Source organism: Streptomyces roseolilacinus (assembly GCF_014649335.1).
Classification (GTDB): domain Bacteria; phylum Actinomycetota; class Actinomycetes; order Streptomycetales; family Streptomycetaceae; genus Streptomyces; species Streptomyces roseolilacinus.
In genome coordinates, this window is record NZ_BMSV01000007.1 from 258,541 (window position 1) to 272,939 (window position 14,399).

At 76.0% G+C, this 14,399-nt stretch carries 13 protein-coding genes and 1 other RNA gene; 8 read left to right on the forward strand and 6 right to left on the reverse strand.

The genetic code is table 11. The features are described from left to right. Positions 1-69: 69 nt before the first annotated feature. Positions 70-1,512 (forward strand): RNB domain-containing ribonuclease, encoded by a 1,443-nt coding sequence (locus tag IE106_RS18925; RefSeq protein WP_189535558.1) that lies wholly within the window; start codon positions 70-72, stop codon positions 1,510-1,512. Here the strand turns inward: IE106_RS18925 and IE106_RS18930 are convergent. Both IE106_RS18930 and IE106_RS18935 read right to left on the reverse strand, forming a co-directional pair. Beyond that, on the reverse strand, positions 1,463-2,278 hold the full coding sequence (locus tag IE106_RS18930; protein ID WP_189535560.1) for a hypothetical protein: 816 nt from the start codon (positions 2,276-2,278) through the stop codon (positions 1,463-1,465). The two genes, IE106_RS18925 and IE106_RS18930, sit on opposite strands and share 50 nt — an antisense overlap. Continuing rightward, positions 2,275-3,126, reverse strand: a complete 852-nt coding sequence (locus IE106_RS18935; protein WP_189535561.1) for a MerR family transcriptional regulator — start codon at positions 3,124-3,126, stop codon at positions 2,275-2,277. The genes IE106_RS18930 and IE106_RS18935 overlap by 4 nt, the downstream gene beginning before the upstream one ends. Before the next feature lie 76 nt (positions 3,127-3,202). Between IE106_RS18935 and rnpB the strand changes: the two genes are divergently transcribed. Beyond that, an RNA gene (rnpB, locus tag IE106_RS18940) (RNase P RNA component class A) lies at positions 3,203-3,601 on the forward strand. A gap of 274 nt (positions 3,602-3,875) precedes the next feature. Further along, positions 3,876-5,030, forward strand: a complete 1,155-nt coding sequence (locus IE106_RS18945) for an amidase (RefSeq protein WP_229840586.1) — start codon at positions 3,876-3,878, stop codon at positions 5,028-5,030. A gap of 114 nt (positions 5,031-5,144) precedes the next feature. Here IE106_RS18945 and IE106_RS18950 read toward each other — a convergent pair whose 3' ends face one another. The 3 genes from IE106_RS18950 to IE106_RS18960 all read right to left on the reverse strand — a co-directional run bounded on the left by IE106_RS18950 (position 5,145) and on the right by IE106_RS18960 (position 7,243). Further along, complete coding sequence (locus IE106_RS18950; RefSeq protein WP_189535563.1) at positions 5,145-5,453, reverse strand: MazG-like family protein; 309 nt, start codon at positions 5,451-5,453, stop codon at positions 5,145-5,147. A 104-nt stretch (positions 5,454-5,557) separates the two neighbouring features. Continuing rightward, positions 5,558-6,427, reverse strand: coding sequence for a PhzF family phenazine biosynthesis protein (locus IE106_RS18955; RefSeq protein ID WP_189535566.1), 870 nt, complete (start codon positions 6,425-6,427; stop codon positions 5,558-5,560). Positions 6,428-6,490: 63 nt separating this feature from the next. After that, positions 6,491-7,243: an SDR family oxidoreductase gene (locus tag IE106_RS18960; protein WP_189535568.1), complete on the reverse strand. Its 753-nt coding sequence runs from the start codon at positions 7,241-7,243 to the stop codon at positions 6,491-6,493. Positions 7,244-7,339: 96 nt separating this feature from the next. Between IE106_RS18960 and IE106_RS18965 the strand changes: the two genes are divergently transcribed. Further along, positions 7,340-8,965, forward strand: a complete 1,626-nt coding sequence (locus IE106_RS18965) for an alkaline phosphatase D family protein (RefSeq protein WP_189535569.1) — start codon at positions 7,340-7,342, stop codon at positions 8,963-8,965. 6 nt (positions 8,966-8,971) lie between these two features. On the opposite strand, the gene IE106_RS18970 is transcribed toward IE106_RS18965, so the two are convergent. After that, the gene (locus IE106_RS18970) at positions 8,972-9,958 is read right to left on the reverse strand and encodes a Gfo/Idh/MocA family protein (protein ID WP_189535571.1); all 987 of its coding nucleotides are present in this window, start codon (positions 9,956-9,958) and stop codon (positions 8,972-8,974) included. Between the two features lie 81 nt (positions 9,959-10,039). Between IE106_RS18970 and IE106_RS18975 the strand changes: the two genes are divergently transcribed. The 4 genes from IE106_RS18975 to IE106_RS18990 all read left to right on the forward strand — a co-directional run bounded on the left by IE106_RS18975 (position 10,040) and on the right by IE106_RS18990 (position 14,374). Next, entirely contained in the window at positions 10,040-11,368 is a 1,329-nt protein-coding gene (locus IE106_RS18975) for a Bcr/CflA family multidrug efflux MFS transporter (protein WP_189535573.1), read from the forward strand. Beyond that, complete coding sequence (locus IE106_RS18980; RefSeq protein ID WP_189535575.1) at positions 11,365-12,357, forward strand: small ribosomal subunit Rsm22 family protein; 993 nt, start codon at positions 11,365-11,367, stop codon at positions 12,355-12,357. Before IE106_RS18975 ends, IE106_RS18980 begins: the two co-directional genes overlap by 4 nt. Before the next feature lie 446 nt (positions 12,358-12,803). Next, complete coding sequence (locus IE106_RS18985; RefSeq protein ID WP_189535576.1) at positions 12,804-13,424, forward strand: TetR/AcrR family transcriptional regulator; 621 nt, start codon at positions 12,804-12,806, stop codon at positions 13,422-13,424. 200 nt (positions 13,425-13,624) lie between these two features. Continuing rightward, positions 13,625-14,374, forward strand: a complete 750-nt coding sequence (locus IE106_RS18990) for a bifunctional DNA primase/polymerase (protein WP_189535578.1) — start codon at positions 13,625-13,627, stop codon at positions 14,372-14,374. The last annotated feature ends 25 nt before the right edge of the window (positions 14,375-14,399 follow it).

Here is a 14,399-nt window from a genome sequence, read left to right on the forward strand (position 1 = left end):
GGCGGCGGGGCGCGGCCCCCCGCCAGCGTACAAAGTGCCGTACCGCGCCCCGCGTCCTACGCTCGGCGTATGCCCCGCCGCCAGCTCCACGTGACCGGCGCCGCCGAGACCCCCCTGCGGAAGGCCCTGCGCGCGCTGCGGACCGAACTCGGCCTCCCCCGCGGCTTCCCGCCCGACGTACTGGCCGAGGCGGAGGCCGCCGCGAAGTCCCCCCGCCCGCCCGGCCTGGACGCCACCGACCTGCCGCTGTTCACGATCGACCCGCCCGGCTCGGTCGACCTGGACCAGGCCATGCACCTGGCGCGCCGCGCGGACGGCGGCTACCGCGTCCACTACGCCGTCGCCGACGTGGCCGCGTTCGTCGCCCCCGCCGGGGCGCTCGACGCGGAGGCGCACCGCCGCGTCCTCACCCTGTACCTCCCCGACGGCCGCGTCCCGCTCCACCCGCCCGTCCTGTCGGAGGGCGCCGCCAGCCTGCTGCCCGGCCAGACCGCCCCCGCGCTGCTGTGGCGCATCGACCTCGACGCGTACGGGCGCCGCGTCGCCGCCGAGGTCCGCCGCGCCCTGGTCCGCAGCCGCGTCCGCCTCGACTACGCGACCGTCCAGCAGTACATCGACGCGGGCACCGCCGAGGAGCCCCTCGCCCTGCTGCGCGACATCGGCCGCCTGCGCGAGGAGCTGGAGGTCGAGCGGGGCGGCGTCTCCCTGCGCGTGCCCGAGCAGGAGATCGTCGAGGCGGACGGCTCGTACCGCACGGTCTACCGCGCCCCGCTCCCCGCCGACGGGTGGAACGCGCAGATCTCGCTGCTCACCGGCATGGCCGCCGCCGACCTGATGACCGCCGCCGGCACCGGCGTCCTGCGCACCCTCCCCGCCGCCCCGGACGGCGCCGTGGCCCGGCTGCGGCGCTCCGCGCAGGCCCTCGGCGTCGACTGGCCGCACCACGTCTCGTACGCCGCGCTCGTCCGCACCCTCGACCCGAGCCTGCCCCGGCACGCGGCGTTCCTCCAGGACTGCACGGCGCTGCTGCGGGGCTCCGGGTACACGGTGTTCACGGACGGCAACGTGCCGGTGCCCGCGCTGCACGCCGCCGTCGCCGACGAGTACACCCACTGCACCGCCCCGCTGCGCCGCCTCGTCGACCGGTACGCGGGCGAGCTGTGCGTCGCCGCCGTCGAGGGCCGGGAGCCGCCCGAGTGGGTGCGGGCCGCGCTGGCGGCGCTGCCGCAGGAGATGGCGGAGGGCGGGCGGCGCGCCAACCGGGTCGAGCGGGAGTGCGTCGACATCGTCGAGTCGGCGCTCCTCATGGACCGGGTGGGCGAGGTGTTCACCGGGACGGTCGTGGACGTGCGCGACGACGACCCGGCGACCGGCACCGTCCACCTGGAGTCCCCGGCGGTGGTGGCCCGCCTGGAGGGCGCCGGGGCGCCGCTGCCCCTGGGCGAGCGGCTGGAGGTACGGCTCACGCAGGCGTTCCCGGGGCGGGAGAAGGCGCTGTTCGTGCCTGCCTGAGCGCGGCCAGCAGCGCCCGCGGGTCGTCGGCGTGGAACCGTACGACGCGCACCTCCCGCCGCCCGCCGAGCAGCCCCACGACCTCGACCGGCGCGGCCAGCTCCACGGTGAGCGACGTCTGCCCGCCGACCTTCAGGTCCAGCTCCCCCTCGGCCTTCCCGTGCGTGAACAGCGGCTCGTGCCGGACGGCGGCGACGGCGTCGAGCGGTACCGCGAGGTCCACGTGGCACCCCTGCCGCAGCCGCAGCACCCGCCCGTCCAGCAGGTGGGGCCGGGTGACGGAGGCGGCGTGGAGGCCCAGGACGAACAGCACGGTGTACACGTCGAGCACCAGGAACACCTCGTGCACCACGGGCACGTCCCACAGCAGCCAGGACATCCCCACGCTCTCGACGGCGCACACGAACGCGAAGCCGTACATGAGCGCGGCCTGGTCCCGGGCGTGCCCGAACGCCTCGGTGCCCCCGCCCGCCCCGTGCCGCCGCCGCCCCACCCACCGCACCAGGCTCACCATCAGGCCCAGCTCGTGCCCGACGATCCGTACGACGGGCTCCGGCACCACCTCGTACAGCGCCTCGCGCGGCGGGAGCCCCCGGCGGCGGGCCCGCCGGTACCCGGCGCCCCCCAGTCCCACGGTGACCACGGCGAACAGCTCCAGCGCGTGCAACACCGGCGCGGGCACCGCCACCCCGGCGACCAGGCACCCGGCGAGCACCGCCTCGGCGGGCAGGACGGCGTACCCGGCCCCCCGCAGCAGCCGCCTCACCGCCCGTCCTCCGCCCGCTCGGCCTTCCCGGCCCGCCCGGCGTCCCCGGCCCGTCCGGCACTCCCGGCCCGCTCGGCGGCCGTCCGCAGCGCCCGCCGGATCACCTCGGTCTGGGCGGGGGAGAACTCCGCGAGGAACGCCCCCTCGAACCCCCCGCCCCAGGCGTCCGGGTCGACGTGCCCCATCCGCTCCACCACCTCGTCCGGCAGCAGCCCGACGAGCAGCGACACGGCGGGCCCGACCCGCGGGTCCCCGGCGTCGGCGCCGGCCAGCTCGTCGAGCCGCGCGTACAGGTCGTAGGCCCGCTCCATCGCCTCCGGCGCGGCGACCGCCTCCCGCATGGCGGTGACCAGCCGCCTGCCCTCCCCGCCGGTGAACGAGGAGTCCATCAGGGTCAGCAGCTCCCGGTCGAGCGCCGCCATCCGCGGCTCGGGCCCGCCGCGCTCGGCGCCGACCCGGGCCATGTCCGCGAACAGCGCGGCCAGCTCCGGCGAGACGGGCCCCTCGGCCGGCAGCCGCCCCTCCCGGGCCTGCCCCAGCAACACCGCCAGCCGCTCCCGCCGCACCCGCACCTCGGCCTCCTGCCGCGCCAGGTCGGCGTCCAGCTCCTCCAGCACCTCGACCAGCTCCTTCCCGGCGTCGTCGGCGAGGACGTCACGCACCTCGTCCAGGGACAGGCCCAGCTCGGTCAGCCGCCGCACCCGCGCCAGCAGGACGGCGTCGCGCAGGGCGTACTCGCGGTACCCGTTGCCGCGCCGCGGCGGCTCGGGCAGCAGCCCGATCCGGTGGTAGTGCCGTACGGCCCGCGTGGTGACGCCGACGAGCCGGGCGATCTCTCCGATCCTCATGCGGCCAGTAGAAACATTGACGTCGCGGCAAGGTCAAGCGGTCCACCGGGGCGGGTACCATGGTCGGCACGGCAGACGAGCCGGGCGGGCGGCCGCGTGGGGACCGAGAGGTCCTCCCGAGGAACGTCCGGGCTCCACAGGGCAGGGTGGTGGGTAACGCCCACCCGGGGTGACCCGCGGGACAGTGCCACAGAAAGCAGACCGCCGGGGGCCTCGGCCCTCGGTAAGGGTGAAACGGTGGTGTAAGAGACCACCAGCGCCTGGGGTGACCCAGGCGGCTCGGTAAACCCCACCCGGAGCAAGGTCAAGAGGGGACACCCCGGTGTCCCTGCGCGGACGTTCGAGGGCTGCCCGCCCGAGTCCGCGGGTAGACCGCACGAGGCCGGCGGCAACGCCGGCCCTAGATGGATGGCCGTCACCCCGACGACCGCGAGGTCCCGGGGTACAGAACCCGGCGTACAGCCCGACTCGTCTGCCCCGCAAGTCCCTGACCTGCGACTCGGGCGCCTTTCCCGTGATCCGGATCTCCCGCTGGGGAGGATCCGGGGAGAACCGCCGGCGGGGAGGGGGTCCGGCGGTCGCTGTCCCCCTTCTCCGACCGGCCGACGGGCGCCTCCCGGGCTCCGGGTCCGCCCCGGCCGCGGTCGCCGTCGCCGTCCCGCACCTCCTGGCCGCGCGGGCGGCCGGGCGCCCGCGCGGTTCTCCTCCGGCGGGGCCACCATGGCGTAGGCGGTGGGAACGGGGGCGGGATGGCGGATCCGGGGGACGAGGGAATGCGGCAGGCGGGGCGGATCGCCGCCGCTGTGCTCGCGCGCGACGTGACGGCGGTCGAGGTGGTCTCGGCGGCGCTGCGGCGGATCGAGCGGGGTGACCGGGCTCTGTGCGCGTTCGCCGACGTGTGGGAGGAGGACGCACGACGGTGGGCGGGCGAGGTGGACGCGCGGGTCGCGGGCGGTGAGGCGCCGCCGCTCGCCGGGGTGCCGATCGGGGTCAAGGGGCGGCACGGGCTGCGCGCGGCGGACCGGCTGGTCGCGGCCGGGTGCGTGCCCGTGGGGGCCACCGCCGTACCCGGGCGCGGGACCGCCTGGCAGACCTGGGGGCTCGGGCGCCACGGGCGCACCGTCAACCCGTGGCGGGCCGACCGTACGCCGGGTGGCTCGTCGGCGGGTTCCGCGGCGGCCGTGGCGGCGGGGCTGGTACCGCTGGCGACGGGCAGCGACGGCGCCGGGTCGGTGCGGATACCGGCGGCCTGGTGCGGCGTCCTCGGGCTGAAGACCACGAACGGCCGCCTGCCCTCGCGGGACCGCACGGGCCTGGCGGCGGACGGTGTCCTCGTCCGGTCGGCGGCGGACGCGGAGGCGTACTGGCGGGCGGTCGCCGGGGAAGCCGCCGGGGGCGCGCTCCCGGACGCGCTCACCGCGGTCTGGTCCCCGGACCTCGGCTTCGCCGACGTCGACCCCGAGCCGCTCGCCCTCGCCCACGACGCCGCCCGGCGGCTCGTGGCGGCGTGCGGCGCACGGCTGCTGCGGTCGTTCCCGCTGCGGCTGGAGGACCCCGCGCCCGCGTGGCTCACCCTGCGCGCCCCGGACGCGACGGCCGGCGGGCGTGCCGCGGCCGCCCGCCTCCGATCCGCCAACGACCGGCGCCTGGACGACCTCTTCCGACGCGCCGACCTGCTGCTGACGCCGACCACACCTCACGCACCGCACGGCCACGACGGGCCGGGTGAGCGGTATTCGACCGCGCTGACCTGGGCGTTCAATGTGAGCGGGCACCCCGCGATCAGCCTCCCCGCCGGTTTCGGCACCGACGGCTGCCCCCTGGGCCTCCAGGTGGTGGCCCGGCACGGCGAGGAGGCGCTGCTCCTCGCCGTCGCCCGTGCCTTCGAGACCTCGGACCCGTGAGGGCCCCGGCACGCCGGGACCGCACCCGGGGGCCGCGCCGACGGTCCACGGCGGGCGCGGACGTCGAGCGGCGGGGCGACCGGGACGGGCCGGCCGAGCCGCCGGCGCCCGGCCTCACCGGGACCGGGCGTGGACGCGGGCCAGGTGGTCGGCGAAGACGCGGGACGCGTCCGGGGTGAGGGTGCGCAGGGCGATCATCGCGGTGATGACGACGTCGCAGAGCTCCGCCCGGACGTCGTCCCACGTGTGGCTCTCGCCCTTGCGGGGGTTGCGGCCGTACGCCCCGATCACTGCCTCGGCGACCTCGCCCACTTCCTCCGAGAGCTTCAGGACCCGAAGGAGGGTGGTCTGCTCCGGGGAGTCGGGGGCGTGGCCGTCGAGCCAGGCGTGGAGAGCCTCGACCGTCTTCCATGTGTCGTCCATGGCGGGAAGGCTCCCCGGGCCGCACCGGCCGTATGCGGACGCCCGGGTGGCGCTCCCGGCGTACGGGCGCGGGCGCCGTGCGGAGGAGCCCCGGCCGGGCGGGGTCACATGCGGGCCCCCGCGCCCGTCACGCGGACGCGCGGGTCGCCGGCGCGCAGCTCGACCGTCAGCTCCGCCGGGCGGCCCAGGTCCTCGCCCTGGTGCAGGGTGAGCAGGGACGCCTCCGGGACCAGGCCCAGGGCGCGGGCGTACGCGCCGAAGGCGGCCGCCGCGGCGCCCGTCGCCGGGTCCTCGACCACGCCGCCCACCGGGAACGGGTCCCGGACGTGGAAGACCGCCGCCGACTCCCGCCACACCAGCTGAACGGTCGTCAGGTCCAGGCGCAGCATCAGCGACCTCAGCCGCTCGAAGTCGTAGTCCAGGTCCGCCAGCCGCTCCCGCGAGGCCGCCGCCAGGACCAGGTGCCGGGCACCCGCGAAGGCGATCCGCGGCGGCAGGGCCGGGTCCAGGTCGGCGGCCGGCCAGTCCAGCGCGGCCAGCGCCTCCGTCACGTCGCCGGCGGCGGCGTCCTCGACGTACGGGACGACGCTGGTCAGCGTCGCGCGCAGCGTCCCGTCCCGCTCGGCCACCGACACCGGCACCTCACCGGCCCGCGTCGCGAACACCAGGTCGCCGGGCCCCGTCCGCTCGCCCAGCGCGACGGCCGCCGCGACCGTGGCGTGCCCGCAGAACGGCACCTCCGCGACCGGGCTGAAGTACCGCACGGTGAACGCCCGCCCCGGCTCGCCCAAGCCCTCGGGCGGCGGCGTCAGGAAGACGCTCTCGCTGTAGCCGAGCCGGGCGGCGACCGCCAGCATGCCCGCGTCGTCCAGGCCGGAGGCGTCCAGGACGACCCCGGCCGGGTTGCCGCCCGAGGGGTCGGCGGAGAACGCGGTGTAGTGCAGGACCTCGGGGGTCTCCTCGCTGCTCTTCATGGTCTTCGCAACCCCCGTGCCCCGGCCCCTTGTTCCCGGCGGGCGCCCCCGCCCGGCGGAGCGTCAGCCCCGGCCCAGGTAGGGCATCGCGGTCGCGGTCACCGTCACGAACGGGATGTTCGCCTCCGGCGGCAGCGACGCCATGTGGACCACCGTCCGCGCCACGTCCGCCACGTCCATCACCGGCTCCGGGGCGAGCGTGCCGTTCGCCTGGAGGATGCCCTCCTCCATGCGCCGCGTCATCTCCGTCGCCGCGTTGCCGACGTCGATCTGGCCGCAGGCGATACCGTACGGGCGCCCGTCCAGCGCCAGCGCCTTCGTCAGGCCGGTGACCGCGTGCTTGGTCGCGGTGTACGCCACCGAGTGCGGGCGCGGCACGTGCGCCGAGACGGAGCCGTTGTTGATGATCCGCCCGCCGCGCGGCGACTGCCCGCGCATCTGCCGGTACGCCGCCTGCGCGCACAGGAACGTCCCCGTCAGGTTCACGTCCACCACCTGCCGCCAGGTCGCGGGGTCCAGGTCCTCGACGGGCGTCCCGCCCCCGGCGAACGAGCCCGCGTTGTTGAACAGCAGGTCGACCCGGCCGAACCGGTCGCGGACCGCCGCGAACAGCGCCGCCACCTCGGCCGGGGACGTGACGTCCGTCGGTACGCACAGGGCGCCGCCGCCCGCCAGCTCCGCCGTCCCCGCCAGCGCCTCCGGGCGCCGGCCGGCCAGGGCGAGCGACCAGCCCGCCTCCGCCAGCGCCACCGCCACGCTCCGGCCGATGCCCGAGCCGGCCCCGGTCACCACCGCGATCCTCCGCACAGCGTCCATGGGCGCGCAGCGTACGGGACGGTCCGGCACCCGGACCTCACGTGACCGCCATGTGGATGTCGTGCTCCGGCCAATCCCCGCCGGTGTACTCGGTCCATGACGTCCGACATCACCGAACTCCGCGCAGCGGCCCGTCACTTCGGCAGACGGGGCTTCCTCGCCGGCACGGGCGCCGCCGCCGCGCTCGCCTTCGCCGTCGGCATCCCGGCCGCGGGCGCCGCCCAGGCCGCCGAACTCGACGGACGCCGGATCCCCGAGGACCCGTTCACGCTCGGCGTGGCCTCCGGCGACCCGCACCCCACGTCCGTCCTGCTGTGGACCCGCCTCGCGCCCCGCCCCTACGAGCCCGGCGGCGGCCTGCCCGCGGCGCGCGTCACCGTCCGGTGGGAACTCGCCCACGACGAGCGGTTCACCCGCGTCGTCCGGCGCGGACGCGCCACCGCCCACCCCGAGTTCGACCACACCGTCCGCGTCGAGGTGCCCCACCTCGAACCGGGCCGCGTCTACCACTACCGCTTCCGCGCCGGCACCTGGACCAGCCCCGCCGGCCGCACCCGCACCGCCCCGCACCCGGGCGCCCGCCCGGCCGCGCTGCGCATCGCCGCCGTGTCCTGCCAGGCGTACCACGACGGGTACTTCACCGCCTACCGCCACCTCGCCGACGAGCCGGACCTGGCCGCCGTCGTCCACCTCGGCGACTACCTGTACGAGTACGCCGTCAACGCCACCGGCGGCGCCCGCGCCTACACCGACCGCCGCCTGCCCGCCCACTTCAACCGGGAGACGGTCACCCTGGAGGACTACCGGCTCCGGTACGCCCTCTACAAGACCGACCCGGACCTGCGGGCCGCCCACGCCGCGCACCCGTTCGTCGTCACCTGGGACGACCACGAGACGGAGAACAACTACGCCGGCGGCACCCCGGAGAACGACGTGCCGCCCGAGGAGTTCCTGCTGCGCCGCGCCGCCGCGTACCGCGCGTACTGGGAGAACCAGCCGCTGCGCCCCGCCCAGCGGCCCACCGGCCCCCACATGCGGGTCCACCGCCGGCTGCGCTTCGGGCGGCTCGCCCAGTTCGACGTGCTCGACACCCGCCAGTACCGCTCCGACCAGGCGTACGGCGACGGCTGGCGCGTCCCCGGCCCGGAGTCGGAGGACCCGTCGCGCACCATGCTCGGCGCCGAGCAGGAACGCTGGCTGCTCGACGGCTGGCGGGCGTCGGACGCGCTGTGGAACGTCGTCCCGCAGCAGGTCGTCCTCGCCCGGCGGCGCAACGTCCCCGGCCCGGACTTCAAGCTCTCCATGGACGCCTGGGACGGCTACCCCGCCGCCCGCCGCCGCTTCCTCGACGGGGCGCAGGCGGCCGGCGTCGACAACCTGGTGGTCCTCACCGGCGACGTCCACGTCGGCTACGCCCTCGACCTGAAGGCCGACTTCGACGACCCCGCCTCGCGGACCGTCGGCACCGAACTCGTCGCCACCTCCGTCAGCAGCGGCAAGGACGGCGCCGACCGGCCCGCCAACTGGGGCGACCTGACCGCCGCCAACCCGCACCTGAAGTACTACAACGGGCGGCGCGGCTACCTCCGCGTCACCTTCGACGAGCGGCAGGCCCGCGCCGACTACCGGACGGTGGCCGCGGTCACCACCCCCGGCGCGCCCGTCGGCACGGCCGCCTCCTTCGTCACCGAGGCGGGCGCGCCCGGGCTGCGCCCGGTGTAGGCGCGGCTACTCGCCGGGGTAGCGGACGCCGATGCGGTCCCGGACCGCGTCGAGCGTCCGCATCACGGCGAGCGTGCCGTCGAGCGGCACCAGCGGCGACTCCTTCTCACCGGCCCGCAGGCAGCGCATCACCTCCGCCGCCTCGTACTGGTAGCTGTCCCGGCGGCCCTCCACCCGGAACTCCTCCGGGTCCCGGCCCTCCCGGTACAGCGTGAACCCCTCCGGGAAGAAGAAGCCGCGCGGCAGCTCGATGCGGCCCGCCGTCCCCGTCACCGTCGCGGTCAGCGGGGTGTCCGCCACGACCGAGCAGGACAGCAGCGCCTGAGCCCCGGAGTCCCAGCCGAGCAGCACGCCCGTGTTCAGGTCGACGCCCTCCGGCGACAGCAGCGCGTCGGCCCGCACCCGGTCCGGCTCGCCGAGCAGCAGCTGCGCGAACGCCACCGGGTACACGCCGAGGTCCAGCAGCGCCCCGCCGCCCGCGGCCGGGTCCCGCAGCCGGTGCCCCGGGTCGTCGGAGGCGACCAGGCCGAAGTCCGCGTGGATCGTGCGGACCTCGCCTATCGCCCCGTCCCGCACCACCTCCACCAGCCGCCGCACGACCGGGTTGCAGTACATCCACATGGCCTCCATCAGGAACGTCCCGCGCTCCCGGGCCAGGTCCACCAGCTCCCCGGCCTCCCGCGCGTTCAGCGTGAACGGCTTCTCGCACAGCACGGCCCGGCCCGCCTCCAGGCACAGCCCGGCCGCCGCCCGGTGCGCGGCGTGCGGGGTCGCCACGTACACCACGTCGACCCCGTCGTCGGCGGCCAGCTCCGCCCACGTCCCGTACGCGCGCGGGATCCCGAACCGCTCCGCGAACGCCTCCGCCGAGGCCGCCGACCGCGACGCCACGGCCACCACCTCGGCGTCGTCCGGCATCTCCAGCAGGTCCCGCGTGAACGACGCGGCGATCCCGCCCGTCGCCAGCACACCCCAGCGCACCTTCCGCCCCATGCCCGGCCCCTTTCGATTGATGTTTAAACCACCCGGATCGAGCTGAGAGCATAGGGGGCGCCACCCAGGACAGGAGATGAGATGCCGGAGACCGGCCCGAGCACCCAGGGACAGACCGCCCACGGACCGATACCGACCCCCCGCACCGAGACCCCGGCCGCCCCGCCGCCCACGACCGCGCACCGCGCGGCCGGCCTCCTCGTCACCCTCGTCCTCGGCGGGCTGACGGCGCTGCCGCCGCTCTCCATGGACATGTACCTCCCGGCCCTCCCGGAGGTCACCGAGTCCCTGCGGTCACCGGCCGCGACCGTCCAGCTCACCCTCACCGCCTGCCTCGCCGGCATGGCGCTCGGCCAGCTCGTCGTCGGGCCGATGAGCGACAAGTGGGGGCGCCGCCGCCCCCTCCTCGTCGGCATGGTCGTGTACGTCCTCGCCACCGCCGCCTGCGCGTTCGCGCCGAACGTCGCACTGCTCATCGCGTTCCGGCTGCTCCAGGGCCTCGCGGGCGCGGCGGGCATCGTCATCGCCCGCGCCGTCGTCCGCGACCTGTACGACGGCGTGGAGATGGCCCGGTTCTTCTCCACCCTCATGCTGATCTCCGGCGTCGCCCCCGTCATCGCCCCGCTCATCGGCGGGCAGATCCTGCGGATCACCGACTGGCGGGGCGTCTTCCACGTCCTCACCGTGATCGGCGTACTGCTCACCCTCGTCGTGTGGAAATGGCTCCACGAGACACTGCCGCCCGCCCGGCGGCACGACGGCGGCGTCGGCTCCGCCCTGCGCACCATGCGCGGACTGCTCGCCGACCGCGTGTTCACCGGCTACATGCTCTCCGGCGGCTTCGCCTTCGCCGCCCTCTTCGCCTACATCAGCGCCTCGCCGTTCGTGGTACAGGAGATCTACGGAGCGTCACCGCAGACGTTCAGCCTCCTCTTCGGGATCAACTCGATCGGCCTCGTCGCCGTCGGCCAGATCAACGGCAAGCTGCTCGTCGGCCGCGTCAGCCTCGACAAGGCCCTCGCCACCGGCCTCACCGTGATCACCGTCGCCGCGGCCGCGCTGCTCCTGATGACCAGCGGCGTCTTCGGCGAAGTGGGCCTCGTCCCCGTCGCCGCCGGACTGTTCGTCCTCATGTCGGCGATGGGCCTCGCCATGCCGAACACCAACGCCCAGGCACTGATGCGCACCCCGCACGCCGCCGGCTCCGCCTCCGCGCTGCTGGGCACCTCCTCGTTCCTCGTCGGCGCGATCGCCTCGCCGCTCGTGGGCATCGCCGGGGAGCACACGGCCGTGCCCATGGCCGTCGTCCAGCTCGTGTGCGCGCTGACCGCCGTCGCCTGCTTCCTCGGACTGTGCCGCCCCTGGCAGCGGACCGGCACCCCCGCCGGCCCGCCTACCATGGGCCGGTGAACGCCACCCTCCCGACCCCGGAAGCCCTGCGCGCCGCCCTCGCCGGGCTGCTCGACGGGCTGCCGCCCACCAAGGCGGCACAGGCCGTCGACCGGCTCATCGCCAACTACCGCGGCACCACCCCCACCGACACGCCCGTGCTGCGGGACCGCGCGGACGTCGCCGCGTACGCCGCGTACCGCATGCCCGCCACGTTCGAGGCGGTACGGTCCGCGCTGGCCGCCCTGCGCGACGCCGCGCCCGCGTGGCGGCCCGCCACCCACACCGACGTCGGCGGCGGCACCGGAGCGGCGAGCTGGGCGGTCGCCGAGGCGTGGGAGGAGGCGGGCGACGAGGCACCCCGCACCACCGTCCTCGACTGGGCCGAACCCGCCCTCGCCCTCGGCCGGGAGCTGGCCGCCGCCTCCGGCGCACCCGGCCTGCGCGGCGCCGAGTGGCGGCGGGCCCGCATCGGCGGGGCACTGCGGCTCGACCCGGTGGACCTCGTCACCGTCTCGTACGTGCTGAAGGAACTCACCCCGGCCGACCGGGACGCGCTCGTCACCGAGGCAGCCCGCGCCGCCGCGGCCGTGCTGATCGTCGAACCCGGCACCCCCGACGGGTACGAGCGGATCATCGCCGCCCGCGACCGGCTGATCGGAGCCGGCCTGCGGATCGCCGCGCCCTGCCCGCACAGCGCCGCCTGCCCGATCGCGCCGGGCACCGACTGGTGCCACTTCTCGGCGCGGGTCAGCCGCTCCTCGCTGCACCGGCAGGTGAAGGGCGGCTCCCTCGCCTACGAGGACGAGAAGTTCGCGTACGTCGCGGCGGTCCGGTTCCCGGCGGAACCGGCCACCGCGCGCGTGACGCGCAGGCCGCAGATCCGCAAGGGACAGGTCCTGCTCGACCTGTGCACCGCGGAGGAGGGCCTGCGGCGCGACACGGTCACCAAACGGCACGGCGCCCTGTACAAGGAGGCCCGCGACATCGAGTGGGGAGCTGGTTTTTAAGGCTCGTTCCGCCTCCCCCTTTTTTTGGGCTCGTTGCGCCTCCGGGGCGCTGGGAGCGGGTGTCGAGGCGGTGAACGTGCTCGGCCCCTCGTTCCTCGGGGCGCTGCGCGCGATCACCGCCTCGACACCCGCGCGCCCCTTCGGCTCCACGAGCGGTACAGGGGGACACCCTCCCCCTCCCCGGCGATCCGACCCCGCACGAAGCCGTGGCCCCACCGGCAGGGCACCCGCGCTCCCTCGGCTCTGCGAGCGGCCCATGTGGGCGCCCACCCCCTCCCGGGCGCAGGTCGTGGCCGGAGTCGTGGGGAGTCTCGCGGTCCGGAGGGGGCGGGTCGCCCCTGCGTGCGGGGCGGGTCCGTCCCGGACCCGTACGGGGGGCCGTCGGGCCTCACCGGAAGGGGTCGAGACGAGACGTATCGGTTCGTTCTCGCTGGTAGATTGCCCCCATGCCCGAACCCCAGGCGGCGTCCCCGCGGACGCCCGACGCCACGCGCCGCAGCGAGCGCTCCCGCCGTGCCATCTTCGACGCCGCCCTCGCCCTGGTCGGCGAGGCGGGCTACGCCCGGACCACGATCGAGGGCATCGCCGCCCGGGCCGGCGTCGGGAAGCAGACCATCTACCGCTGGTGGCCGTCGAAGGCCGCCGTCCTCCTCGACGCCTTCCTCGACCTGGCCGGCCAGGCCGGCGAGGAGGGGGCGGGCGGACTGCCCGACACCGGGGACCTGGCCGCCGACCTGAAGCTCGTGCTGCGCGCCACCGTCGACGAGCTCAACGACCCCCGCTTCGACGTCCCCACCCGCGCCCTCACCGCCGAGGGCGTCGTCGACCCCGACCTCGGCGCCCGGTTCGTCGAGCGGCTCCTCGAACCCCAGCTCCAGCTGTACGTGGAACGGCTCACCGCCGCGCAGGAGGCCGGCCACGTGCGCCCCGGCGTCGACCCGCGCATCGCCCTGGAACTGTTCGTCGGCCCGCTCACCCACCGCTGGCTGCTGCGCACCCGCCCGCTCACCCACGCCTACGCCGACGAGCTCGTCGAGTACGCCCTCCACGGCATCGCCCCCCGCTGAGCCCGGCGCGTGGACCTCCTCACGGTGAACGAGAAGCGAACGGAGGGCATACCCGGGCGAAATCCGGCAACTCGACTCGCTCGGCGGTCCTTCCGGTCACGACGGCCCTCCCGGGGTTGAGCAGTCGTGTTACCTGCGGCGCGGGATGGTGCGACCATGGCAGGGACCACAGGGGCTCGTATTCAGGTGTGAGGGGATAGATGGGCGACGGCATCGGCCGCTACCGCGGCACGGAGAGCAAACTCGCGCAGTGGCTGCGCCGCCGCCCGAGGCAGTCCGCCGCCGACACCCCGAGCCGGGAGGAACTGCTCCTGGCCACGGCCGCCGCGGGACTGCCGCTCGCCCCCGCCGCGTATCCGGTCGGCTACCGCTGCTCCTGCGACCGCATCGGCTGTCCCACCCCCGCCCGCCATCCCGTCTCCTTCGCCTGGCAGACGCAGTGCGCCACCGATCCGGCGCAGATCGAGCGGTGGGCGCACAGCCAGCCGCAGGCCAACTTCATCACCGCGACCGGCATGGTCCACGACGTCCTGGACGTTCCGTTGGAGGCCGGTCGCGCCGCGTTGGAGCGGCTGCTCGCCGAGGGCGTCGAGGTGGGCCCGGTCGCGGAGGCGGGGGGCGCGCTGGGCGGGGGCCGCGCGCTGTTCTTCACGGCCACGCGCGGCACGCCCGAGGACGAGGACGAGTGGTGGCCGTGCGAGCTGGACTGCCACCCCGAGACGATGGACGAGCACCCGGGCCTGCGCTGGCACTGCCGGGGCAGCTACGTCCTCGTACCGCCGGCGCGGCTGCCCGGCGACCACGCGGTGGAGTGGGTACGGGGCCCCGAGCACCCGCTGCCGGACCCGCTGACCCTGCTGGAGACGCTCACCGACGCCTGCGCCCGCCACGCCGAGCAGTACGACGACGAGCACGGCCACCACGCGGTGGCGTGGCCGCTGACCCGCTGACCCGCCGGGACGGGGAACGTCCGGG